Consider the following 22326-nt stretch of genomic DNA (forward strand, 5'->3'; position numbering starts at 1 on the left):
GTTTTGTTCAGGCGCAGTATAGGGCGAAAAAAAGAAAATTGTCCATCTTATTCCGAACTTCCTGAATTGTGACCACTATAGTATTCCTGTATTGTTGAGTTATTAAGTTAACTTTACACACAGGAGTGATTATGTTGACAAAGCCCATCTCCACAACAAAAATATGGGAAGAAACCGTTCATATTCCGACATACGGTGTTGGTGAGCCAAATAAAAATCCAATGTTTCTGGAAAAACGAGTGTATCAGGGGAGTTCCGGTAGAGTTTACCCGCATCCTGTCATTGAAAAAATCGAAGACGAGAAGAAACCTGTCCCTTATCAGATCGTCGTCTTAGAGAATGAGTATCTGCATATTGAAATTATGCCTGAACTGGGCGGGCGCATTTACCGGGCAGTGGATCGCACGAATAATTATGATTTTGTCTATTACAATCAGGTCATTAAGCCGGCGCTTGTCGGACTTGCCGGACCGTGGATTTCCGGCGGTATCGAATTCAACTGGCCGCAGCATCATCGGCCTAACACGTATGGTCCGGTAGAATACAGGCTGGAAGAGAAAGCTGACGGCAGCGCGACCGTATGGGTTAGCGAAATTGACCGGATGTATGGAACGAAGGTGACGGCAGGCTTTACGCTTCAACCGGACAAAGCATACCTGGAAATTTCGGCGCAATTGTACAACCGTACATCGGAGCCGCAAACCTTCCTCTGGTGGGCGAATCCGGCCGTTGCCGTAAACGATCATACCCAGTCGGTATTTCCTCCGGATGTGACCGCAGTTTTTGACCATGGCAAACGAGACGTGTCGCGCTTCCCTATAGCGACAGGTACCTATTATAAAATGGACTATTCTTCCGGCGTAGATATTTCCCGTTACAAAAATATTCCCGTGCCGACCTCATACATGGCTTACAAATCGGACTACAATTTTGTGGGCGGGTACGATCATTCCGTACAGGCCGGACTTTTGCATGTAGCGAACCATCATATTTCACCGGGCAAAAAGCAATGGACCTGGGGGAATGGCGAATTTGGCCAGGCATGGGACCGCAACTTAACGGATGAAGATGGCCCATACATCGAGTTAATGACAGGGGTATTCACGGACAATCAGCCGGACTTCACATGGTTGCAGCCTTATGAGGAGAAGACCTTTACACAATACTTTATGCCTTACAAAAATATCGGGGTGGTAAAAAATGCAACGACCGAAGCGGCGGTTAACCTCGAAGTAGACGAAGAGCAGGGAATTGCAGCCGTATTTGTGTACACCACTACCCGCTATGAAAATGCAGTAGTGGAGCTGGTTGGACCGGAGGGCATTTTGTTGTCCCAAAAGATTACATTCACCCCGGTGGATACCTACTCTGCGGAAGTGAAGCTTGCACCAGGTGTTCAGGACCATGAACTCACACTTACGGTTAAAGATGCTGCGAACAACCTGCTGGTATCATATGCTCCGCAGCCAAAGGACATTGAACAAGTGCCGGCTGCCGCCAAGCCACTGCCTGAACCGCAGGATCTGGCTACCAACGAGGAGTTGTATTTGGCCGGACTTCATCTGGAGCAGTACCGTCATGCGACTTTTGAACCGGAGCCTTATTATCTGGAAGGTCTCAAACGGGACGAAAACGACAGCCGCATTAATATTGCCTATGGTACTTTGCTGTTGCGCAGAGGGTTGTTTGCCGAGAGTGAACAGCATTTCCACAAGGCAGTTAAACGGGTGACCTGGCGCAATCCAAATCCATATGACGGCGAAGCGTATTACCAGCTCGGACTTAGCCTAAAGCTGCAAGGGCGTCTGGATGAAGCATTTACCGCTTTCTATAAAGCAGTCTGGAGCGCGGCATGGCAAGACGGTGGATATTTCTCACTGGCACAAATTGCTGCTGAAAAGGGAAATAATGCAGAGGCGCTGGAGCTTGCGGAACGTTCACTGATTCGCAATGCGCGGAACTACAAATCCAGAAATATTAAAACAGCGATGCTGCGTAAGCTGGGAAGATTCAGCGAAGCCGAAGCCTTTGCGGAAGAAACGCTGAAGCTGGATGTTGCCGACTTTGGAGCGCATTATGAACTGGCTCTTATCCGGGAAGCGTTGGGAAGAAGTGAAGATTTCATATTGATGCTTAGCCAGCTTCAGGAGCTGATGCGCCGTGAACCGAAAAACTATCTTGAGCTATCCTCCGACTATGCGAATGCCGGGCTATATGAAGAAGCGGTCAATGTTCTGCTCTTGCTGGACCACTCCCAGGATCCGATGGTGAACTACACACTAGGTTATCTGTACGGTAAATTAGATCAGGAAGAAACCGCACGGAACTATATTGCTGACGGAGGAAAAGCTAAAGCGGATTACTGCTTCCCGAACACTTTGTTCGAGCTTCAGGTGCTTGAATATGTGATTTCTGTTAACACTGGAGATGCCAAAGCCTGCTATTATCTCGGCAATCTGCTGTATGACAAGAAACGCTACCAGGAAGCTATAAGCTATTGGGAGCAGTCCCGTTCCTTCGATGACAGTTATTCGGTCGTGCACCGGAATCTGGCTTTGGCGTATTACAACAAACAGAGCAATGCCGAGGCTGCGCGCACTTCACTGGAGAAGGCGCTGGCATGCGACCCGAGCGATGCCCGGGTGCTGTTCGAACTGGATCAGCTCTATAAAAAGATCGGACTTTCGGCGAGTGAGCGCCTGGAGTTTCTGGAGAGCCGTACCGGAATCGTAGGTGCCCGCGATGATCTGTATCTGGAATATGTTACACTGCATAACCTTCTTGGCAAACATAACGAAGCGATCCAACTGCTAGGATCACGGAATTTTCATCCGTGGGAAGGCGGCGAAGGTAAAGCAACAGGGCAATATGTACTGGCGCATGTGGAACTGGCAAAGCAGCATATTTATGAAGGCAGCTTCGAAAAGGCTGCGGTTCTGCTTCAAACTGCACTTGTATATCCGCTGAATCTTGGGGAAGGCAAGTTGGCCGGCGCTCAGGAGAACAATATCTATTATTACCTTGGCTGCGCATACGAAGGACTGGGACGGCGGGAAGAAGCAGAAGCTTCGTTCCGTATGGCCTCCAACGGTCTGGAGGAACCGACCAGCGCGATGTTCTATAACGATCAGCCGCCTGAAATGATCTTCTACCAAGGTCTTGCCTGGTTGAAGTTAAATGATATGCATGAGGCTAAACGCCGATTTAACAAACTGGTTGATTATGCGGAAAAACATCTGTTTGATGATGTGAAAATCGACTACTTCGCCGTATCGCTTCCGGACTTCCTGGTGTTTGATGAGGATTTGAATAAGAAAAATGAAATTCACTGCCGATTCATGAGAGGTTTGGGATTGCTCGGTCTGGGCAAAAAAAGCGCAGCTGAGTCTGAATTCAAAGAAGCGCTTCGTATGGATTGCAATCATATCGGCGCAAATCTCTGGAGGTATGGAAATGGAGAACGTGGTGTGGATTGAATTTGTACATCAAGGCTATACATGCGTAAAAGGTGAGAATGACTGCTTATCGGTGACAGTTGTACCGCAACGCGGGAGTAAAATCGTTTCATTATTTGACAAAATTAACGGCAGAGAATGGATTTACCGGACTGAACGGCCCTGGGAGCCGCTGAATCCGGGGATGGACTGGAACGAAGGTGACCGGGGAGGCTGGGATGAAATGTTCCCGACAATTACACCTTCGCCTTGTCCTGACGAGGCTTGGGAGCACGTGTTCTTCCCCGATCATGGAGAGGTATGGAGCCGCCCTTGGCGGTATGATCTGGACGGGGATAAGCTGCGAATGGAAATTGACGGCGTTCAGTTTCCGTACACGCTGAGCAAGATCATCTCGCTCGAAGGAAACAGGCTGAACATCAATTACGAACTGGAGAACCGGACATCAGAAGCGTTTTCCTATCTCTGGGCGGCTCATCCGCTGCTTCAAGTCCAGCCGGGAATGAAGCTGATTACTATGCCGGCCCAAGCAAGTATTCAGCTTACCTACTCGCATCGGGAACGGCTCGGCGGACTTTTTGATATCACCAGCTATCCTCTGGCGGCAACGAAAGAAGGAGGGATTACAGACCTTTCTACGCTTGAGGATGCTTCCGGTGGACATGCAGAGAAATATTATTTTACCAATCCGCTGGAAGTGGGTTATGCCGGTATCTGTGACCCGACCTCCGGAGCGGGGATTTTCTTCAGCTTTGTACCTGAAGAGATTCCTTATCTGGGAATTTGGGCACATTACGGCGCTTTCGGGAACTACACCTTTGCAATTGAACCGGCGACCGGTTACCTGGACAGCGTGCAGGAAGCGTACAACAGGGGCAAAGTGAAGAGGGTAGCGGGTAAATCAACTGACCGCTGGCGGTTGGAGGTTCAGCTAAGAAAGAATTAATTAGTATCCTAAGCCGATACTGCAACCAAGATCCGAATAATGTAGCTGTCTGGATTTTTTTCTGAGAAATAATTAAGCAGGTCCATCGAGTAAGCATTTCCGCATATCTTCATTCCATTACGCACAATGTACTCTTTCAGGATGGAGCAAGTCTCGGATACAGTATCATAAGAGCCCCTATGGTCCATTCCGGCATACAAACCTTTAGATTTGTTTGAAGAAAATCTTTGATTTCCTGCAAGGAACTCCCCGCCTTCTTAAGTACATTAATGATGTCTAACAAGTAGGTTTGTCGAAAAGAATAATAACGGTAACTGTTGGACTTGCGATATTCGGGGCAGGCTTGGGGGTGGGGATGACTGCAGCATCTCACTCGATTATGAGCTACGCTCCACCTGAAAAAGCAGGAATGGCAGCTTCGATTGAGGAAGGAATCGCGATCATCGGAAGTATATCTGGTCTTGTGTATACGATGTCCTGAACACCCTTATAGGGTTAACGGCGTTCTTGGTAGTCGCTTCGTTAATCATCGGTTGGATCGGGCTTAGAACAAAGAAGGATTCGAGAAGGAACGCATTAAGCCGCTGAGCCGATTCAATTAATAGTAATACAGGACGAAGCAACCCCTTTGGATCATCCGTAACCAAGCATCTGTCAAGATGACTTGGTTACGCTGTTGATCGGAGGGGATTTTTTTATCACTCAAAGCTGTTTTTCCTGTTCCGGTACATACTTGGAGTTGTCCCCGTCAGTGCTTTAAATACCCGGTAAAAATGCGTCGGTGTATCAAACCCGCATATCTCGGAAATGAGACTGACATTATCCTCTGTCTCAAGCAGCAGTTCTTTTGCCTTAATAATACGCTTGGCATTGATATAACTGGTGATATTCATGGAGGTCAGCTTCTTGAACAAACGCGAAAAATGAGGCGCTGATACATTGGCATCGGCGGCTAAAGACGCCAGGCTGCATTCGCACTCCGGGTGCTCGTCAATTTTTCTCAAAGCCTTCATCATCCACGAGGGAGCAATCCGCGGGCTCTTTGGGTGAGTGTGGATGCTTACCAGCAGGTGCCGGTTATAGCTTAACAGCAGTTGATTCAGGCTGAGTAATGCCGATTCCCGGTAGCCGATGTTTTGGGCATGGAGTTCTTCCGACATTAGGGCCAGCGCTTCCTCTGTCTGTAGTTTCAGATTATCGGGCAAGGTGAACTTATAGGACGATTGCTGCCTTGCGATTTCGAAGCATAACAGGTGGGAGTATGAGTCATCCAAAGTGGTTCTGGAGATCAAAGCGGGCGCAAAAAATATAGCAGAAGAAACGATGGGATTGTGATGATCAGGCAGGGAATGATGAATGGTATTGCCCGGAATAACAAATAAATCTCCAGGCTGCTGTTCATACCAGGTATTATCAATGAAAAAAATACCGTTCCCCTGATGAATATAGACAAGCTCATACCGGTCATGGATGTGGTCCGGAAGCTCGTTGTCCTGATTTTTGGCCGTTTTATAGACCAGCTCAAACGGAAACAAAGGGTCTCCGTAAAATGGTTTGCGAATCGGCTTCATGGGTAAGATCCCTCTTTATAGAACGGATAAAAGATGAATGTATAATATCAAAAAATGTTATAAACATGCAAGAAACAGACATTACAATAACTTTAATTTTGATATATTCTAAAAAAAGAAGCCCTTACATTCAGCAGAGAGACTACTAATAGGATGTGACAAACATGAGAATTGACTCCCATCAGCATTATTGGAAGATTTCCCGGGGGGATTATGGCTGGATTACACCGGCGCTCCCGGTGCTGTATCGTGATTTTACGCCGGACGATTTGGAGCCGTTGCTGGAACGGCATGAGCTGGACGGAAGTATTCTGGTCCAGGCTGCGCCTACTGCAGAAGAAACGGAATTTATTTTGTCTATCGCAGATCGTCATTCATCCGTGCTAGGTGTTGTGGGATGGCTGGATTTATTTGATCCCGGGCATCGCTTGCAATATGAAAGCTACCGCCGGAACCCCAAATTCGCCGGGTTTCGTCTAATGATTCAAGATATGCCGGATGCGTCCCGTATTCTGGAACCAGAATTTCTGGAGGCGCTTCGCGGCTATGCGGCGGAGAAGGTTCCTGTTGATCTGCTGGTGGTATCAAGCCAACTGGAGCATGTGCTTCTGATGCTGCGGCAGATACCGGAGCTGCATGCCGTTATCGACCATATTGCCAAACCGGCGATCAAGCAAGCGGAGATTGAGCCGTGGTACTCTTATATGGAAGAAATTTCACGTTTTCCGAACATCTATTGCAAGCTGTCGGGTATGGTGACTGAAGCCGATGCGAAGACATGGAAGCTTGAGGACTTTACCCCCTATATAAAGCGGGTGCTGGAGCTGTTTGGCCCCGAGAGAGTAATGTTTGGCAGCGACTGGCCGGTATGCCTGCTGGCTGCTGAATACGGTGAGGTTGTGGAGATTTTACTTCGTGCTTTACCAGAGAACTGGGGAGAGCGGGAACAAGCGCGTTTGTTCGGCTTGAATGCAAAGGAGTTCTATCAATTATGAGCAGCCTGAATACGGTTCACCCAGAACGTTTGGAACAAATAGGAAGGCTGCCGGTAACCGTCCTGCAGATTGGCGAAGGGAATTTTTTACGCGGTTTCTTCGACTGGATGATGAGCGAATGCATCAGGCGGAATATATTCACGGGAAGCATTGCCGTGATGCAGCCCCGTCCTTCAGGTCAAGCAAGCATTGCCAGGCTGGCTGCCCAGGATGGCTTGTACACGCTGGTGACACGCGGTTTGGAGGAAGGGGTCCCTGTCAGCAGGACAGAGATCATTTCCGTGTTCTCTAAGGTATTTGATCCCTATACAGAATGGGAAGAGTTCAAGAGATTGGCCGCTAGCCCTGAACTCCGGTTCGTTGTATCCAACACGACGGAAGCAGGACTAAGCTATCGGCCGGAGCCGCTAGGTTCAGGTCCAATTCTTTCGTTCCCGGGAAAAATAGCCTATCTGCTGTATTTAAGATATACTGCCTACCCGGATTCAAGCAGTCATGGACTGATCTTTCTTCCCTGTGAGCTGCTGGAGCGCAATGGAGAAGCCTTGCGCGATGCCGTGCTCCAATATGCTGATGATTGGGGATTTTCGGATGAATTCAAGGAATGGGTCATCCGCCACAACCGTTTCCTGAATTCACTGGTTGACCGCATTGTTACCGGGTACCCGGAAGAAGCCCAAGCGGAGGCCTGGTTCGAAGAATGGGGATACCGGGACAGCATGCTGTGTACGGCAGAGCCCTACCATCTCTGGGCGATCGAAGCTGAGCCGGAGCTGGGCAAGCTGCTTCCTTTTCATGAAGCGGGACTTAACGTCCACTTAACGAACGACCTTGTTCCTTTTCAACAACGAAAGGTGAGGATACTTAACGGCATGCATACCTGGATGGCTCCGCTTGGACTGTTGTACGGCGTGGGTCATGTGCGGGAACTGCTGGAGCATGAAGAACTGGGAGCACGCCTCCGGGTTCTGGCGGATCGTGAGATTAGTCCGACGCTTCCCTATCCTGCAGAAGAAATAGAGGCTTATGCGGCCGAGGTTTTTGACCGATTCGCCAACCCGTACATTGTTCACCGGCTGTCTGCCATAGCCATGAATACACTGAGCAAGTTCAGGATACGGCTGCTTCCTTCACTGGCCTGGTATGAAGAGCAGAATCGGGTTGTGCCCGAACAAATGATATTGGGACTTGCCGGGTTATTGCGTTATTACAAAGTAAACCGCGAGACGGATGGTACATTCACCGGAAGAGATCTTAACGGGCAGACCTATACCGTCAGCGATAATGCGGCCCAGCTTGAACGGATGGCTGAAATCTGGAGCTATGCATCAGCAGGAGAGGAGTTAAGCCAGACCGTAAGGCGTCTGCTGGCTGAGGAATTATTCTGGGGCCAATCGCTCGCGGAATGGGCTTCGCTTGCCGATAATGTGACCGCCTGTCTAACTACTTGGGAAAGGATGAATACCGTATGAGCGATTGGGTCCGGTTGTCGCACAAGGATCAAGTGGTGATTGCGTTGCGCCCTTTTCAAGCCGGAGAAAGACTTGGACTTGAAGATGGCGCGGAGATCGTTATTAAAGATGATGTCGTGAAAGGGCATAAGATCCTGACCGTTCCTGTAGCAGAGGGCGGGGATATATTGAAGTTCGGGTACTCCATAGGGAAAGCAAAGGCCGATCTGGAGCCGGGAGTCTGGGTGCATACTCATAATTTGCGTACAGGACTCTCCGGGATACTGGACTACCGCTATGAGCCGAATTCGACACCATTTCAAGCTGCGCCAGCCGGTTCGGGTGTGTTCCAAGGATATGTGCGCTCAAACGGCGAGGTGGGTATCCGCAACGAAATATGGATAATCAACACGGTGGGATGCATTAATAAAACCTGTGAAATTCTAGCCAGGAGAGGCGGAGAGCAGTTTCGGGACCTGGTAGACGGTGTGTATCATTTCGCCCATCCTTATGGTTGTTCTCAGCTTGGCGATGATTTGGTTCATACGGCTGAGTTACTGGCTTCGCTCGTCAATCATCCGAATGCTGCAGGAGTGCTTGTTGTAGGATTGGGCTGCGAAAATAATCAAATCGATGACTTCCGCCAAGCTATCGGAGCTATCGATCCGAACCGTATCCGGTTTATGCGCTCACAGGATGAGGAGGACGAGCTGGGAACCGGGATGTCCTTAATCAAAGAGCTTGCAGACTATGCTGCGACCTTTAAACGGGAGCCCGTGCCGGTTTCAAAGCTGAAGATCGGATTAAAATGCGGGGGGTCCGACGGTTTGTCCGGTATTACGGCTAATCCGCTGGTCGGCTCAATCGCCGATCGCGTTACTGCGCATGGCGGGACGGCCATTCTGACAGAGGTTCCCGAAATGTTCGGAGCCGAAACCATCTTAATGAACCGGGCCAAAGACGAAGCAGTTTTTGGACAGATTGTCTCGCTGATCAATGATTTCAAACAATATTTTATCCGCCATGATCAGGAAATCTATGAGAATCCATCGCCGGGGAATAAGGCTGGAGGAATAAGCACGCTGGAAGAAAAATCACTGGGCTGCACTCAAAAGGGCGGCCACGCCATTGTCAGTGATGTTACCAGCTACGGTAAACGTGTAACGGAAACAGGTCTCAATTTGCTGGAAGCTCCGGGCAACGACCTGGTGTCCGTAACAGCCTTGTCGGCAGCAGGAGCTCATCTGGTGCTGTTTACAACCGGGCGGGGAACACCTTTTGGCGGACCTGTGCCGACGGTGAAAATATCTTCAAACAGTGAGCTCGCTGCCAGAAAACGGAATTGGATCGATTACAATGCAGGCCAGCTTCTTGAAGGCAAGACGATGGGCGGATTGACGGATGAGCTGTGGGAGCAGATCATTCGGATTGCTTCCGGAGACAGCCGGACGCTGAACGAAGTTAATGGCTTTAAAGAAATTGCCATATTTAAGGATGGGGTGACTTTATAATGAAATATCGAAAATTGGGAAACACGGGGCTTGAGGTTTCGGCACTCAGCTTCGGCGCGTCTTCTCTGGGGTCCGTGTTCCGGCAGACCGATGACAAGGAGAGTATCCGAACCGTTCATACCGCAATTGATGCCGGCATTAATTATATTGATGTTTCGCCTTATTACGGACTTACCAAGGCGGAGACTGTGCTTGGTCAAGCCATATTGGAAATTCCGCGCGACAAGTTTCTCTTGTCTACGAAAGCGGGAAGGTACGGAGAGGACAAGTTTGATTTCAGCGCCAAACGTATTTTTAGCAGTGTGGACGAAAGCTTGGCGCGTCTTCATACCGACTATGTGGATGTGCTGTTCCTTCATGATATCGAGTTTGTGCCGGCCGAGATCATCCTGGAAGAAGCTGTGCCCGCGCTGCACAAACTGAAAGAGCAAGGGAAAATCCGGTATACCGGTATAAGCGGACTGCCGTTGCAGCTTTTCGAGAAGCTACTGCCGCAGATTGAAGTGGATGCCATTCTTTCATACTGCCACTATTCCTTGAATGATACGTCCTTGCTTAATCTTCTGCCACATCTTGACCGCAAGGGAATTGGGCTCGTGAATGCTTCCCCGTTATCTATGGGACTGTTGAGCACGCGTGAACCGGCAGACTGGCATCCGGCACCACCAGAATTAAAGAAAGTCTGCAAACAAGCCGCGGAATTTTGTGCAGATCAGGGAGTGGATATTGCGAAACTGGCAGTCCAGTACGCTACCAGGGATGAACAGATCCCGACCACCCTGGTAAGTACCGCCAGCCCGGATAATATACAGAAAAATGCAGCCTGGTCGGATGAGCCTCTGGATGAGGATTTGCTCCGCGCAGTGCTTGAAATCCTTGCTCCGGTCCATAATCTAACCTGGGCAAGCGGACGTCCCGAATATAACGGCTCATTCAAATAGACAAGGAGATGCTTGGAGCATGAAAGGAATTGTATGTGAAGAGATCGGAAGATTTGCTTATCATGAGGATCTTGCAGAACCGGTAAGAGCAGAGGGCGAAGCGGTTGTCCGGATTCATAGGATCGGTATTTGCGGTACAGATTTGCACGCCTACCAAGGGAATCAGCCGTTCTTCAGCTATCCCCGCGTACTGGGGCATGAGCTGGCTGGTATTATTGAAAGCATTGGTGCGAATGAGGCAGGGCTCCGTGCAGGCGATCAAGTAAGCATCATTCCATATATGCATTGCGGAGAGTGCCAGGCCTGTTTGAACGGTAAAACAAATTGCTGCAAAAACATGAAGGTCTTCGGCGTGCATATTGACGGTGGCATGAGGGAACGCGTAGCCATACCTGCCCATCATTTGCTCAAAACGGAAGGTCTTACCCTGGACCAGTCTGCGATGCTTGAGCCGCTTGCGATTGGAGCGCATGCCATTCGCCGCTCTGGAATCCGGGCCGGCGACACCGTGCTGGTTATTGGAGCGGGACCAATTGGTCTGGGCGTTATGGCGTTGGCCCGTTTTGCCGGTGCTAAAGTCATTGCAATGGATGTGAATGAAGAACGTTTGAAGTTTTGCCAGACATGGGCTAAAGTTGAGCATACGGTCAATGCCCTTGTGTCCCCGAAAGAGCAGCTTTCCAAGCTGACAGACGGTAATCTGGCACCGGTTGTCATTGATGCGACCGGCAACGCAGGCTCCATGACCGGGGCCTTTGGATATGTCTCGCATGGCGGCACGCTCGTGTATGTTGGACTGGTGAAGAGCGATATTACATTTAATGACCCGGATTTTCACAGCCGCGAACTGACCCTCATGGGAAGCCGCAATGCAACCAAGGAGGATTTCGATTATGTCCTGAAGGGGATAAGTGCCGGATACGTGGATATAGACCGTTATATTTCGCACCGCAGCTCCTTTGAGGATATGATTTCGAATTTTGACGGCTGGTTGAAGCCTGAATCCAAAGTAATTAAAGCGATAGTAGAGCTATAGCTGTATTCTAAAGACTTGATGGAGGCTGCAACTAGATGAATATTCAATTTAACTCCCCTGCGGTGTATTGGGTAGAAGCGCTGCCTGTCGGCAATGGCAGGCTCGGCGCAATGGTCTTCGGCGGTATTGAAAATGAACGTCTTGCGTTGAATGAAGACACGCTTTGGTCCGGTTATCCGAGAGACTGGAATAATCCGGGAGCCAAAGAAGTCCTGCCAAAGGTAAGAGAACTCATTGCAGACCAGAAGTATGAAGAAGCGGATCAATTGTGCAAGCAGATGATGGGGACATATACACAATCCTACCTGCCGTTCGGTAATTTGCAAATCTTGATGGAGCATGGTCAGTTGAGCAGCCGTGATTACAGCCGGAAGCTGGATCTGTCCACAGGTATCGTAAACGTCTCTTATACCATTGGAGGCATCCGATATACCCGTGAAATATTCGCGTCGTACCCGGATCAGGCAGTGGTCATCAGGCTGTCAGCGGGCAAGGAGGGCGGGCTAAGCTTCCGGACAAGGCTGGATAGTCCGATCAGGTACATGACCAAGGTGGACGGAGACCATTTTACGCTATCCGGTGCAGCTCCCGAATATGTCGCTCCCAATTATTACGATGTAGAAGATCCGGTAAGGTACGGTGATCCTGAAACCTCCAAAGGCTTGCGGTTTCACGGCCGTTTGGCGGTTGTTCAGGAAGGCGGCACATTTAAGGCTGATGCAGACGGACTTCATGTTATTGCAGCGACTGAAGCGACGCTCTACTTCAGCGCAGCGACGACGTTTGACCCTAGCATGGGCGCAATAAGTGCGGAACGTAGTCCAGAACAATTGACGGCGAATACGATTCACTCGTTAAGCGAAAAGACTTATGCCGAAATCCGCCATCGCCATCTGGAGGATCATCGCCAGTTGTTTGACAGAGTCGATCTGCAGTTGGGTGAAAGCCTGGCCCCTGCTGATATGGCGACCGACCGGCGGATTGCCGAATACGGGAGCAGCGATCCCGGCCTGGTGGAACTGCTGTTCCATTATGGCCGCTACCTGCTGATCGCAAGCTCCCGACCCGGAACCCAGCCGGCCAATCTTCAGGGAATATGGAATCAGGATACGCGTGCGCCGTGGAGCAGTAATTATACGCTTAATATCAATGCGGAAATGAACTATTGGCCGGCGGAAATCTGCAACATGGCGGAAATGCATGAGCCGCTCATTGATTATATCGGCAGACTCGCCGTCAACGGCAGGAAGACTGCAGAGACGAATTATGGGGCAAGAGGCTGGGTTGCCCACCATAATGCTGATCTGTGGGCCCAGACCGCTCCCGTAGGGGATTTTGGCGATGGTGATCCGGTGTGGGCGTTCTGGACAATGGGTGGGGTATGGCTGACTCAGCATCTTTGGGAGCACTATGCGTTCAGCGGGAACGAGTCCTATTTGCGGGATACGGCTTATCCGATGATGAAGGAGTCGGCACTGTTCTGCATGGACTGGCTGATTGAGAATAAGGACGGTTATCTGATCACCTCTCCCTCCACGTCCCCGGAGCATATGTTCAAGACTCAAGAAGGGGGCTACGCCGCCGTCAGCGAAGCTACAACCATGGATTTGTCTTTGATTGCGGAGCTGTTTGAGAATTGTATCCGGTCAGCGGAAATTCTGAAGATTGACGAGGATTTCGCTCACAGCCTCCAAGCGGCCAAGGACAAGCTACTGCCTCTGCAAATCGGAGCACAGGGCCGGCTTCAGGAGTGGTCGGTTGACTTTGAGGATGAAGACACCCATCACCGCCATGTCTCCCATCTGGTGGGCGTGTACCCCGGACGGCTCATTACCGAGCAATCTGCTCCCGGCCTGTTTCAGGCAGCGCGAAAATCGCTTGAAATCCGTGGCGACGGGGGAACAGGCTGGAGCTTGGGCTGGAAAATCGGTCTATGGGCGAGATTCAAGGACGGCGACCGGGCGGAACAGCTGATTTCGAATCTCTTGAACCTGGTGAAGCCGGGCGAACCGGCCAAACATGAAACAGGCGGAGTATATCCGAATCTCTTTGATGCGCATCCTCCGTTCCAAATTGACGGAAATTTTGCGGCAACGGCGGGAATAGCGGAAATGCTGCTGCAATCCCACCAAGGATATCTTGAATTCCTGCCTGCATTGCCCACACGCTGGCAGGAGGGCTCAGTCAAGGGTCTGAGGGCTCGGGGTGGCTTTGAAGTCAGTCTGAAATGGAAAGCTGGCCGCGTAGCGGAAGCGGAAATTGCTGCTTCTCTTGGCGGAATATGTTCCGTCCTTGCAGACTGCCCGGTATGGGTTGGCGAAGCGGGAGTGAAGAAGCAGGTGAAGCCCTCGGATGGCCTGATTAAGTTCGCGGTAACAGCCGGAGAGAAGTATGTTCTGTCTTTTATAGATTAAGCTTTGGAGAAGTGTTAAACACTAGATGAAGATTACACAGGGATGAAGCTGATAATAATACATTGTTGTGAAAGCAACTTGTCTTCCGATGAGTTGCTGTTTTTTTGCTTAAGGACTGGTGATTTCCGAGGACATGGTCCCAGAACCCATTAGTGGTCAGGCAGACTTGCTGTAGGAATAAAGGGAAATCAGGATATCAGGGGACGCATGAGCATGAATTGGCCGAAGTCCGTGGAATGACCTATCCTGAAGGTTGTCTAAATCAGTAACAATAATGTTACTTCTTGTTCTATCTATTGTTATCATATGATTTCTGGAAACGACGGGTTTCCCCTTGAAATTCATGCATTATACTGTAAGATTGTGTGGTTTCTATGTGGTTTGAAAATAAAAATAGAAAATTTGATATTGGATTGACAGAGTCAGTATAAATACAATACTATAGAAATAGTTACAAAAAGTTAATTATTGCCGAATTTCATATGGAAAACGGGGGAACCATCCTCGGGTGAATTATTCCTGAAAGCAAGGGAATATAGGGAACCTTTAACCGAACCCTCAGCTAACTCCGTAGGCATCGAAGGGAGAACCGGATTTTGAAAAAGTTCATTTTAGCCTTAGTGGGAGCTGCAGCATTGTTCACTTCTGTTCCTGCAAGCACTTACGCAAGTGACATAAGTATTGAAAGTGAAGTAAAAGAGGTATTGGGAGCTCCTTATCAATGGGGCGGGACTACGGCGGCTGGTTTCGATTGTACTGGGTTCATCCTATACATAATGGGTAAATTCAACGCTGGCGATTTGCCGCGTACATCCCAATCTCAAGCCAAGGTTGGCACACCAGTGGCTAAAGATGATCTGCGTGTAGGAGATTTGGTTTTCTTCAACACTTTTGGTTCGGGAATCTCCCATGCAGGCATTTATATCGGTGATAATCAGTTTGCCCATTCCTCAAGCAGCAAGGGCGTAAGAATAAGCAGTCTCTCTGACTCATATTACCGTGATCGTTATGTTACAGCCCGCCGCGTAGCGAGCGAAACCAGCTATCGCCAGATGATTAGTGAATAATGAGCTTGAAATATTCTTTGTAGGTCAAAGACTTCTCGCAGTGTATTTTACTGTGAGAAGTCTTTTTGCGTAGAGGCTTAGCTCTATCGTCAGCAGTCACATTCTTTCTACACAAACCCCTTTTACACTCAAAGTATGAAGACAGCATGAAGTGTCTGCGTGTTTACAGCAGTAAAGGGAGTGGAAGCGAGATATTTGCAATCTGGAATGGGGGTATCTCGATTCAAGGGGCTTTAGTTTTCAGAGGCGACTCGCCCAGGTATGCCCTTCAATGGACTGCGGGACAATGGACCAGCGCGGGTGTTTTTGCAATCTCTGTAATCCTCTTGATTTATTTCTACAAACGTCAGTCTGGTCAAAAGCTTGCAGCACAATAGGTTATATTCATAGGAAGGTGTCCAGTGATGTCGAAATTACAGGTTTTGGTTGTGGATGACGAATGGAATATGCGCAACCTGCTGCGGATTTATTTAACGAAAGAGGGCTTTGAAGTCAAAGAGGCGAGCAGCGGCAAGGAAGCTATATCAATGATTGGCAAGCATGCCTTCGATGTCGTGCTTCTTGACCTTATGCTTCCTGATATGGACGGCTGGCAGGTATGCAAATCTATCCGCGAGACGGAGAATGTAGCCATACTTATGCTAACCGCGCGTTCTGAGACCAAAGACAAGGTGTACGGTCTTGGCATTGGCGCTGATGATTATCTGACCAAACCGTTTGAACCGGATGAATTATTGGCCCGGATATACTCTCTAATCCGCAGGTCCGCCATTGTACAGTCAACTGTTCAACAACAAGAGACGGTTTTGGAGTTCCCGGGCATAAAAATTTCTCCCGAAGGCCGTGAGATCTACATTCATGATCATCCCGTTGATTTTACGCAAAAGGAATTTGATTTAATGCTGTCGATGATCAAGAGCAAGAATCGGGTATTCAGCAGAGAGGAGCTGGTTACGATGATTTGGGGCTACGACTATGACAAAGATTTCCGTGTGGTGGACACCCATATCAAGAATATCAGGGAGAAAACGCATAGGGCAGGTCTTACGTATAACCCTATTCAAACCGTGTGGGGAGTAGGCTATAAATTCAATGCTGCAGGTGTGCTGAATGATAAGGAATAGAGTTGCATTTAAGCTGGGCTGTGCAATCGTGGCAGTTTTTATTTTTGTACTAACCTTTCTTGGCTTGGCTGTTGAGCGTATGTTTTCAAGCTTTTACAGTACTGAAATGCGTACAGAAGTGAAGGAGCTGACAAGTCATATCGCTTCCATGAACGAGCCTGCAAATGTTACCGCCGAAGAAACGTTGATGAAGCTGGCTGATTTCTCGGATACACGTATTCTCTATATAGATAGGCAAGGCAGGGTGCTTGCACATTCCGGAGAGAAGGACATCGCGGATTTATCGTTTATTCGTGAAAAGGATGTGCAGGCTCTTTTTTCCGGCAAAAGAGTCGGGGTAGAATATACGGATGTAAGCGGTGAGCGTTTTTTTGCAGCGGCGGAGCCCATTCCTGATCCAGGCAGCGGGCAGATTAAGTCGGCAGTATATGTTCTGTCATCCACCAGACATATGGATGAATCCATATCTGCTATACGCAGGCTACTGGTATTATCAGCGACAGGAGCGCTTTTGCTGGCACTGGGCATTTCCTATTGTTGCCCAATTGCTATCAAGACCATTGCTGCAGATGCGGGAGGCGACGCGCAAAATTGCCTTGGGAGAGTTAGAAACGCGATTAAACATCGGCAGCAATGATGAAGTCGGTTCATTAGCGATGGAGATAAACAACTTAGCACAGGATCTTCAGCGGTACCGGGATACACGGCAGGAGTTTTTTGCTAATATTTCGCATGAGCTGCGTACGCCGATTACTTACTTAGAGGGCTATGCCAAAGTCGTTAAGAACCGCTTGTATGATAATGATGAAGAGAGGGACATGTATCTCGATATTATACATCAGGAGTCACTAAGGCTTCAGCACCTGGTCAATGATTTGTTCGAGCTGTCCAAAATGGAGGAAGGCAAGATCAGCTTATCCCTGGACTGGATTGATCTTGCCGATATTACGGGGACCGCAGTGCGGAGAATCCAGTTGAAGGCACATGAAAAGGAATTGCAATTGCATGCCCACATAGGCACGGATATCCCGTTGATCTATGGTGACGGCTTACGAATAGAGCAGGTGCTTATCAATTTATTGGAGAATGCTGTCAGATATACGAACAATGGTGAAATTAACGTTCATCTGAACAGCGATAATCACTTTATTCATTTGGTCGTGGAGGATACAGGAATCGGGATACCTGAAGCTGAGCTGGCTTTAATCTTTGAGCGTTTTTATCGGGTGGAGAAATCCCGGTCAAGACAGTATGGGGGAACCGGACTGGGGCTGCCTATTGCCAAAAAATTGATTGAGCTTCATGGGGGGGAACTGCTGGTCACAAGCGGAAATGGCGTCGGCACCCGTTTTGAGATTCGTCTGAAGCACGAGCTCCAGGAGGAACATAAATGAAAAAGGCGGAATGGCTGATCGTAATTTTTATAATGTCTATGGGGATGATGTGCCTGTTTGTATCTGCGACATCGTTTCGTAGCGAAACCATTACCTATTATTTGCGCTGGGGTGCGAGGATTGGGGTGCTGCTGATTAGCGCAGTTCTGATATCGGGTTTCGTACATTTTTTGATTAAAAAATATAAAAAATAAAATGTGCAAACTTCATTAAAAGCGCATAATTTCAACACTGTATTCACATAACCTTTTTCTATACTGAAGATAATTCAAGGAAAGCATATGAAAAAGGAGGAAACATAATGGCTTGGTCAGCGTTGAAGGTACTGGTTGTTCCGTTAAGTATAGGCTCCATGGTGTTTGGCAGACAAGGGATGCAAGACCTAACCTTGCAAAATAATTAAATCGAAAGAAGGAATACACATGGGCTGCTGCGGAAACCACAATCATGAAAGCCAGGATTCAGAAAAGCAAGAGCATCAGCATCACGGAAAGCAACATTCTCATCGCTGGATAATGATGATTTGCTGCATTTTGCCAATTGTATTGTTTGCCGCGCTGATTTTATTTAATGGAGCTACGGGATCAGGGACAAGTGCTTTGCCATTGCTGCTCATTCTTCTCTGTCCTTTGTCACATATGATCATGCCTCTTTTCATGAAGAAGAAAAATCAACATGGGCTGTGCATGGAACTCTTGTTGAATGTTTTGCGGTACCGGTTTAGCTAAGAGACCTGAAACGGTCTGAGGCACCGCCGTAATAACCAGAACTATGGATAGGATGGATGAAATGAGATACACCCATGCTGCAGGGCGGTTTTTCTGCCACTTCCGCTTCGCCACAACGATAAACCAAATGGACAACAGAAGAGAAACGACTAAGAAAACGAGTTTGACAGATGGAGGCATGGAGAATATCCCAGCTCCTAAGGATATTAGGCCCAAGGCAATCAACAGGGTATGAAGCCGGATTCACTTCCTTATTAAGGAGCCGAAGGAGAATGCTTCTCTTCCGACTCCTGTCATAGAATTAGGATAGACGATATTATTCAGGCAAATTCCCGGCCTCTGGATCTGGGACATAGTTGCTTTTGTAATCCGTATACTTCAAATCTGTAATCATTCCGGCTACGGCGTGGTGCAGATCATGACAGTGGAACATCCAGTCTCCGGGGTTATCCGCCTCAAATGCGACAACGTACTCTTCACCCGGAAGGAGATTAAGCGTATCCTTCACAATCGGTGAACCATTCAGAGGTTGTCCGTTTTTGCTGAGCACCTGGAAGAAGTGGCCGTGCAGATGCATCGGATGCTGGTCTGTTGCTGAATTGTTAACCAGGCGCACCAATACTTTATCGCCGGTTTTTACTTTGATTGGGTCTGAATCAGGAAATGCTTTGCCATTGATCGTATAAATCGTATTCCCCTTGTCCGAAGCTGTTCCGAGGTTCATGGTGTAGTTGAGATCGTACTTTTGATCAAGTGTAAAAGCCGAGCCTGCAACCTGGCCATATTTGGTGAAATCAAAGACCGGAAGGTTAACCAGGGAAGCATTTGGCTGATCTTTGGTTTCAGTAGAATCCTCGTAGGAAATCTTGATCTTCATGCCTTCAACACCGGCCTCAGTGCCATGTGCTTCCAAATACCACTGCCCCGGAATGTTGGCTTCAAATTCAACGTCATATCGTTCTCCAGGCGCAATAGTCAAAAGAGAATCCTTCAGGAGCTGGGGGTTGTTAACGGGCTGACCATCGGTTGCTGTCACCTTCCACTCATGGCCGTGCAAATGCAGCGAATGCGACTTGTATCCGGCATTAATCAGCCGCAAGCGGACTTTATCTCCTTCTTTGACCACAAGATCTTCAATGCCTGTCCCCGATTTCCCGTTAATCGTAAGCAGATCATACATGCTCATATCATGCCCCTTGTCTGCATTGCCGCTGTTATCCTGCGGGCTGGCGTTGCTCATGCCCTCCATATTACTGTGATCCATTCCCTTCATATCAGCCATACTTGTGCTGCTGACATCGCTCTTGCCGATGCTCGTGGACATCCATTCATCCAGCATGAGTGTGTAATCCACAGTCGCCGGGTCATCCTTGGCTTCGACAATCAATGAACCATATAAGCCGCGATCCAATTGATTTACGCTGTCTTGATGGGAGTGATACCAATACGTTCCCGGGACTGTGGCCGTAAATTCATACGTATAAGACTTCCCGGGCTGTACCGCATCCTGTGTAACTCCGGGAACGCCATCCATATCAATCGGAACCGGAAAACCGTGCCAATGAATGGACACTGGCTCCGGCAGTTGATTTTTTAAGGTTATTTTCACCTTGTCTCCCTGCTTCACCCGAATTTCAGGACCGGGGACGGAATTGTTGAACGTCCAGACAGGGATTGTTTTACCGGGCGCGACTTCCAAATTGCTGGCCTGAGCGGTTAACGTAAACTCGGTTTGCGTGATTGCAGACATTTTTACGGTCTTGAGGGGTGAACTGCCTTGCTCTGTGCTGTTCGCCGATTCCTTGTCCTTGTTCAGACAGCCGGAGAGAATGAGCACCATTAAGCCAACGGCTGCGAAAAGCAAATACTTATTTTTCATCTTGACCTCCCAGATATGGTTTATTTTAAAAAAGAATATTTCAAATTTGTGTGTAAAGTATGGAGTCCGCATATTTTTGCCAAAAAATAAAGGCGGGTATACTCAAATATTTTTTAACAAAAATTTAATATGATCCTTACATCTCAAGAAGAAGCTTGGAATCTCTTGAGTGACGAGTTGCTCACAACAAATAAAAATCAGGAGGAGTTTACATGCGTTTGGACAATAAAGTAGCAGTCGTTACAGGGGCGGCCTCAGGCATGGGGAAAGCAATCGCGGAGCTGTACGCCAAAGAAGGCGCGAAGGTGGTTGTTTCTGATTTGAATCTTGAAGGAGCAGAAGCGGTTGCTGCTGCGATTTCGGCAAACGGTGGAGAAGCGGTCGCCGTTAAAACCAACGTTGCGGTCCGCGTCTGGGTCAGCCGGAGGAAATCGCCACGGTCGCTTTGTTCCTGGCATCGGATGAATCGAGCTTTGTAAACGGTGCTGTTATTACTGCTGATGCAGGCTGGACGGCGGGCTTCTAATACAGGCAGGATATAACATATAATCAAAGTCGGTCCTAATGATCAAGAAACTCTTGATTGTTAGGACTTTTCTTTTAGTTAGATAGAAATTTTTTCATATTAAACTTTGACTTTCACCGGAAACACATATAAGATAGCATATATTGGTTAACAATGATAATCATTATCACATGAATGATAATAATTATCACAGAACGCTGTTTTTAATTTTTATATTATAGGGGGATTTGCAACATGCACAAAAGGTTAAAGGGTCTAATCATGCTTATGGTTGTCATTCTGATTGCAGCGGGCTGCGGCTCTAACAACACAAATAATTCGGCGAAGAACGGAGGAGCGGCTAATAATGCAGCGGCTACAACTTCGCCTACAACTGCGCCTGCTGAAACTGCCGGAAGCGAAGCCGCGAGCGGCCCTATTGTTCTGAAGGATGCCAAAGGCGAGGTTAAGCTGGATAAGCCCGCGAAAAAGGTTGTAGTTCTGGAGTGGACATTTACGGAAGATGTTATTGCACTCGGTGTTCAGCCGGTGGGCAATGCGGATAACAAAAACTATAGTGTGTATGTAACCTCCGAAGCGCCGCTTGATGCAAGCGTGACGGATGTGGGAACCCGCGACGAGCCAAATCTGGAGACGATTGCTTCCCTGAAGCCGGATTTGATTATCGCCATTACGGGTAGCCACGAAGCTATCTATGATCAATTGAAGGGGATTGCGCCAACGCTGATGTTCGATCTGTATCCGACAGAAGGTCAGGTAGATCAATATACGCTGATGGAAGACACCTTCAAAACCATTGCGGCGGCGCTTGGCAAAACAGCGGAAGGCGATAAGGTCCTCTCTGATCTGGACGCCCATTACGCAGAGGCGAAGACCAAGCTGGCCGCAGCAGGTAAGGAGGGCTTGAATTATGTGCTGACCCAGGCCTACAGCTATCAGAATGCAGCGACAATGCGTCTTTTTACAGATAACTCCCTTGCTGTACAAACCTTGGACCGGATTGGTCTGAAGAATGACTGGAAGCCGGAAAAATTCGAGTCTTACGGATTCAGCACTTCAACGGTTGAAGCTTTGCCTGCGGTTCAGGATACGAATCTGCTCTACATTGTTCAGAAGGACGATGATATTTTCTCAAAGGAACTGAAGGATAATTCCGTCTGGAACGGCCTTAACTTTGTTAAGGAGAAACGCACCTTCGGACTAGACAGCGCGACCTGGGTGTTCGGCGGTCCGGTCTCCTCCAAGGTTATTGTAGATGAAGTTGTAAAAACATTAACGAAATGAGCAC

The 22326-nt window shown here is 48.5% G+C and carries 20 protein-coding genes, 1 pseudogene and 1 riboswitch; of the genes and pseudogenes, 18 read left to right on the forward strand and 3 right to left on the reverse strand.

Annotated features, from left to right (window positions below; genetic code table 11):
* Positions 1 to 131 precede the first annotated feature (131 nt).
* Together ACX1DY_RS23005 and ACX1DY_RS23010 are read left to right on the forward strand one after the other, a co-directional pair.
* Positions 132 to 3476: a DUF5107 domain-containing protein gene (locus tag ACX1DY_RS23005; RefSeq protein ID WP_458966529.1), complete on the forward strand. Its 3345-nt coding sequence runs from the start codon at positions 132 to 134 to the stop codon at positions 3474 to 3476.
* Positions 3454 to 4401, forward strand: a complete 948-nt coding sequence (locus ACX1DY_RS23010; RefSeq protein WP_458966530.1) for a DUF4432 family protein — start codon at positions 3454 to 3456, stop codon at positions 4399 to 4401. Before ACX1DY_RS23005 ends, ACX1DY_RS23010 begins: the two co-directional genes overlap by 23 nt.
* Before the next feature lie 136 nt (positions 4402 to 4537).
* On the opposite strand, the gene ACX1DY_RS23015 is transcribed toward ACX1DY_RS23010, so the two are convergent.
* A complete protein-coding gene (locus tag ACX1DY_RS23015; protein ID WP_458966531.1) occupies positions 4538 to 4774 on the reverse strand; it encodes a MerR family transcriptional regulator in 237 nt (78 codons plus the stop codon).
* Here ACX1DY_RS23015 and ACX1DY_RS23020 point away from each other — a divergent pair.
* Complete coding sequence (locus ACX1DY_RS23020) at positions 4757 to 4882, forward strand: hypothetical protein (RefSeq protein ID WP_458966637.1); 126 nt, start codon at positions 4757 to 4759, stop codon at positions 4880 to 4882. The two genes, ACX1DY_RS23015 and ACX1DY_RS23020, sit on opposite strands and share 18 nt — an antisense overlap.
* 217 nt (positions 4883 to 5099) lie before the next feature.
* On the opposite strand, the gene ACX1DY_RS23025 is transcribed toward ACX1DY_RS23020, so the two are convergent.
* Complete coding sequence (locus ACX1DY_RS23025) at positions 5100 to 5972, reverse strand: helix-turn-helix domain-containing protein (RefSeq protein ID WP_458966532.1); 873 nt, start codon at positions 5970 to 5972, stop codon at positions 5100 to 5102.
* A 164-nt stretch (positions 5973 to 6136) separates the two neighbouring features.
* Here ACX1DY_RS23025 and ACX1DY_RS23030 point away from each other — a divergent pair, with 164 nt between their 5' ends.
* From ACX1DY_RS23030 to ACX1DY_RS23085, 12 genes are all read left to right on the forward strand, one after another.
* The gene (locus tag ACX1DY_RS23030) at positions 6137 to 6967 is read left to right on the forward strand and encodes an amidohydrolase family protein (protein ID WP_458966533.1); all 831 of its coding nucleotides are present in this window, start codon (positions 6137 to 6139) and stop codon (positions 6965 to 6967) included.
* Positions 6964 to 8439, forward strand: a complete 1476-nt coding sequence (locus ACX1DY_RS23035) for a tagaturonate reductase (protein ID WP_458966534.1) — start codon at positions 6964 to 6966, stop codon at positions 8437 to 8439. Before ACX1DY_RS23030 ends, ACX1DY_RS23035 begins: the two co-directional genes overlap by 4 nt.
* On the forward strand, positions 8436 to 9929 hold the full coding sequence (locus ACX1DY_RS23040) for a UxaA family hydrolase (protein WP_458966535.1): 1494 nt from the start codon (positions 8436 to 8438) through the stop codon (positions 9927 to 9929). Before ACX1DY_RS23035 ends, ACX1DY_RS23040 begins: the two co-directional genes overlap by 4 nt.
* Positions 9929 to 10870: an aldo/keto reductase gene (locus ACX1DY_RS23045; RefSeq protein WP_458966536.1), complete on the forward strand. Its 942-nt coding sequence runs from the start codon at positions 9929 to 9931 to the stop codon at positions 10868 to 10870. Before ACX1DY_RS23040 ends, ACX1DY_RS23045 begins: the two co-directional genes overlap by 1 nt.
* Positions 10871 to 10889: 19 nt before the next feature.
* Positions 10890 to 11906 (forward strand): zinc-binding alcohol dehydrogenase family protein, encoded by a 1017-nt coding sequence (locus ACX1DY_RS23050; RefSeq protein ID WP_458966537.1) that lies wholly within the window; start codon positions 10890 to 10892, stop codon positions 11904 to 11906.
* Between the two features lie 35 nt (positions 11907 to 11941).
* Positions 11942 to 14320 (forward strand): glycoside hydrolase family 95 protein, encoded by a 2379-nt coding sequence (locus ACX1DY_RS23055; protein WP_458966538.1) that lies wholly within the window; start codon positions 11942 to 11944, stop codon positions 14318 to 14320.
* Between the two features lie 459 nt (positions 14321 to 14779).
* Positions 14780 to 14912: riboswitch (cyclic di-AMP (ydaO/yuaA leader) on the forward strand.
* 4 nt (positions 14913 to 14916) lie between these two features.
* On the forward strand, positions 14917 to 15387 hold the full coding sequence (locus ACX1DY_RS23060; protein ID WP_458966539.1) for a C40 family peptidase: 471 nt from the start codon (positions 14917 to 14919) through the stop codon (positions 15385 to 15387).
* Between the two features lie 404 nt (positions 15388 to 15791).
* On the forward strand, positions 15792 to 16511 hold the full coding sequence (locus tag ACX1DY_RS23065; protein WP_458966540.1) for a response regulator transcription factor: 720 nt from the start codon (positions 15792 to 15794) through the stop codon (positions 16509 to 16511).
* Entirely contained in the window at positions 16498 to 17148 is a 651-nt protein-coding gene (locus tag ACX1DY_RS23070) for a hypothetical protein (protein ID WP_458966541.1), read from the forward strand. Before ACX1DY_RS23065 ends, ACX1DY_RS23070 begins: the two co-directional genes overlap by 14 nt.
* The gene (locus tag ACX1DY_RS23075) at positions 17108 to 17905 is read left to right on the forward strand and encodes a HAMP domain-containing sensor histidine kinase (protein ID WP_458966542.1); all 798 of its coding nucleotides are present in this window, start codon (positions 17108 to 17110) and stop codon (positions 17903 to 17905) included. The genes ACX1DY_RS23070 and ACX1DY_RS23075 overlap by 41 nt, the downstream gene beginning before the upstream one ends.
* Complete coding sequence (locus ACX1DY_RS23080) at positions 17902 to 18099, forward strand: hypothetical protein (RefSeq protein ID WP_458966543.1); 198 nt, start codon at positions 17902 to 17904, stop codon at positions 18097 to 18099. Before ACX1DY_RS23075 ends, ACX1DY_RS23080 begins: the two co-directional genes overlap by 4 nt.
* A 228-nt stretch (positions 18100 to 18327) precedes the next feature.
* Positions 18328 to 18633, forward strand: a complete 306-nt coding sequence (locus ACX1DY_RS23085; protein WP_458966544.1) for a DUF2933 domain-containing protein — start codon at positions 18328 to 18330, stop codon at positions 18631 to 18633.
* Positions 18634 to 18949: 316 nt separating this feature from the next.
* On the opposite strand, the gene ACX1DY_RS23090 is transcribed toward ACX1DY_RS23085, so the two are convergent.
* Positions 18950 to 20473 carry a multicopper oxidase family protein gene (locus ACX1DY_RS23090; RefSeq protein WP_458966630.1) on the reverse strand — a complete coding sequence of 508 codons (1524 nt, stop codon included), beginning with the start codon at positions 20471 to 20473 and terminating at the stop codon, positions 18950 to 18952.
* 251 nt (positions 20474 to 20724) lie between these two features.
* Here ACX1DY_RS23090 and ACX1DY_RS23095 point away from each other — a divergent pair.
* The 3 genes and pseudogenes from ACX1DY_RS23095 to ACX1DY_RS23105 all read left to right on the forward strand — a co-directional run.
* Positions 20725 to 20916, forward strand: a pseudogene (locus ACX1DY_RS23095) (SDR family NAD(P)-dependent oxidoreductase); the annotation flags it as partial.
* A 41-nt stretch (positions 20917 to 20957) separates the two neighbouring features.
* Positions 20958 to 21038: a hypothetical protein gene (locus ACX1DY_RS23100; RefSeq protein WP_458966631.1), complete on the forward strand. Its 81-nt coding sequence runs from the start codon at positions 20958 to 20960 to the stop codon at positions 21036 to 21038.
* 234 nt (positions 21039 to 21272) lie between these two features.
* Positions 21273 to 22322: an ABC transporter substrate-binding protein gene (locus ACX1DY_RS23105; protein WP_458966545.1), complete on the forward strand. Its 1050-nt coding sequence runs from the start codon at positions 21273 to 21275 to the stop codon at positions 22320 to 22322.
* Positions 22323 to 22326: the final 4 nt, after the last annotated feature.

Source organism: Paenibacillus sp. BAC0078, from assembly GCF_054483875.1.

Bases quoted from the DNA above. Each gene is read 5' to 3' on its own strand.
- ACX1DY_RS23025 (WP_458966532.1), bottom strand. From the start codon at position 5,972: ATGAAGCCGATTCGCAAACCATTTTACGGAGACCCTTTGTTTCCGTTT.
- ACX1DY_RS23040 (WP_458966535.1), top strand. From the start codon at position 8,436: ATGAGCGATTGGGTCCGGTTGTCGCACAAGGATCAAGTGGTGATTGCG.
- ACX1DY_RS23070 (WP_458966541.1), top strand. From the start codon at position 16,498: ATGATAAGGAATAGAGTTGCATTTAAGCTGGGCTGTGCAATCGTGGCA.
- ACX1DY_RS23055 (WP_458966538.1), top strand. From the start codon at position 11,942: ATGAATATTCAATTTAACTCCCCTGCGGTGTATTGGGTAGAAGCGCTG.
- ACX1DY_RS23010 (WP_458966530.1), top strand. From the start codon at position 3,454: ATGGAGAACGTGGTGTGGATTGAATTTGTACATCAAGGCTATACATGC.
- ACX1DY_RS23080 (WP_458966543.1), top strand. From the start codon at position 17,902: ATGAAAAAGGCGGAATGGCTGATCGTAATTTTTATAATGTCTATGGGG.
- ACX1DY_RS23035 (WP_458966534.1), top strand. From the start codon at position 6,964: ATGAGCAGCCTGAATACGGTTCACCCAGAACGTTTGGAACAAATAGGA.
- ACX1DY_RS23050 (WP_458966537.1), top strand. From the start codon at position 10,890: ATGAAAGGAATTGTATGTGAAGAGATCGGAAGATTTGCTTATCATGAG.
- ACX1DY_RS23105 (WP_458966545.1), top strand. From the start codon at position 21,273: ATGCACAAAAGGTTAAAGGGTCTAATCATGCTTATGGTTGTCATTCTG.
- ACX1DY_RS23090 (WP_458966630.1), bottom strand. From the start codon at position 20,473: ATGGTGCTCATTCTCTCCGGCTGTCTGAACAAGGACAAGGAATCGGCG.
- ACX1DY_RS23030 (WP_458966533.1), top strand. From the start codon at position 6,137: ATGAGAATTGACTCCCATCAGCATTATTGGAAGATTTCCCGGGGGGAT.
- ACX1DY_RS23045 (WP_458966536.1), top strand. From the start codon at position 9,929: ATGAAATATCGAAAATTGGGAAACACGGGGCTTGAGGTTTCGGCACTC.
- ACX1DY_RS23020 (WP_458966637.1), top strand. From the start codon at position 4,757: ATGACTGCAGCATCTCACTCGATTATGAGCTACGCTCCACCTGAAAAA.
- ACX1DY_RS23065 (WP_458966540.1), top strand. From the start codon at position 15,792: ATGTCGAAATTACAGGTTTTGGTTGTGGATGACGAATGGAATATGCGC.
- ACX1DY_RS23085 (WP_458966544.1), top strand. From the start codon at position 18,328: ATGGGCTGCTGCGGAAACCACAATCATGAAAGCCAGGATTCAGAAAAG.
- ACX1DY_RS23005 (WP_458966529.1), top strand. From the start codon at position 132: ATGTTGACAAAGCCCATCTCCACAACAAAAATATGGGAAGAAACCGTT.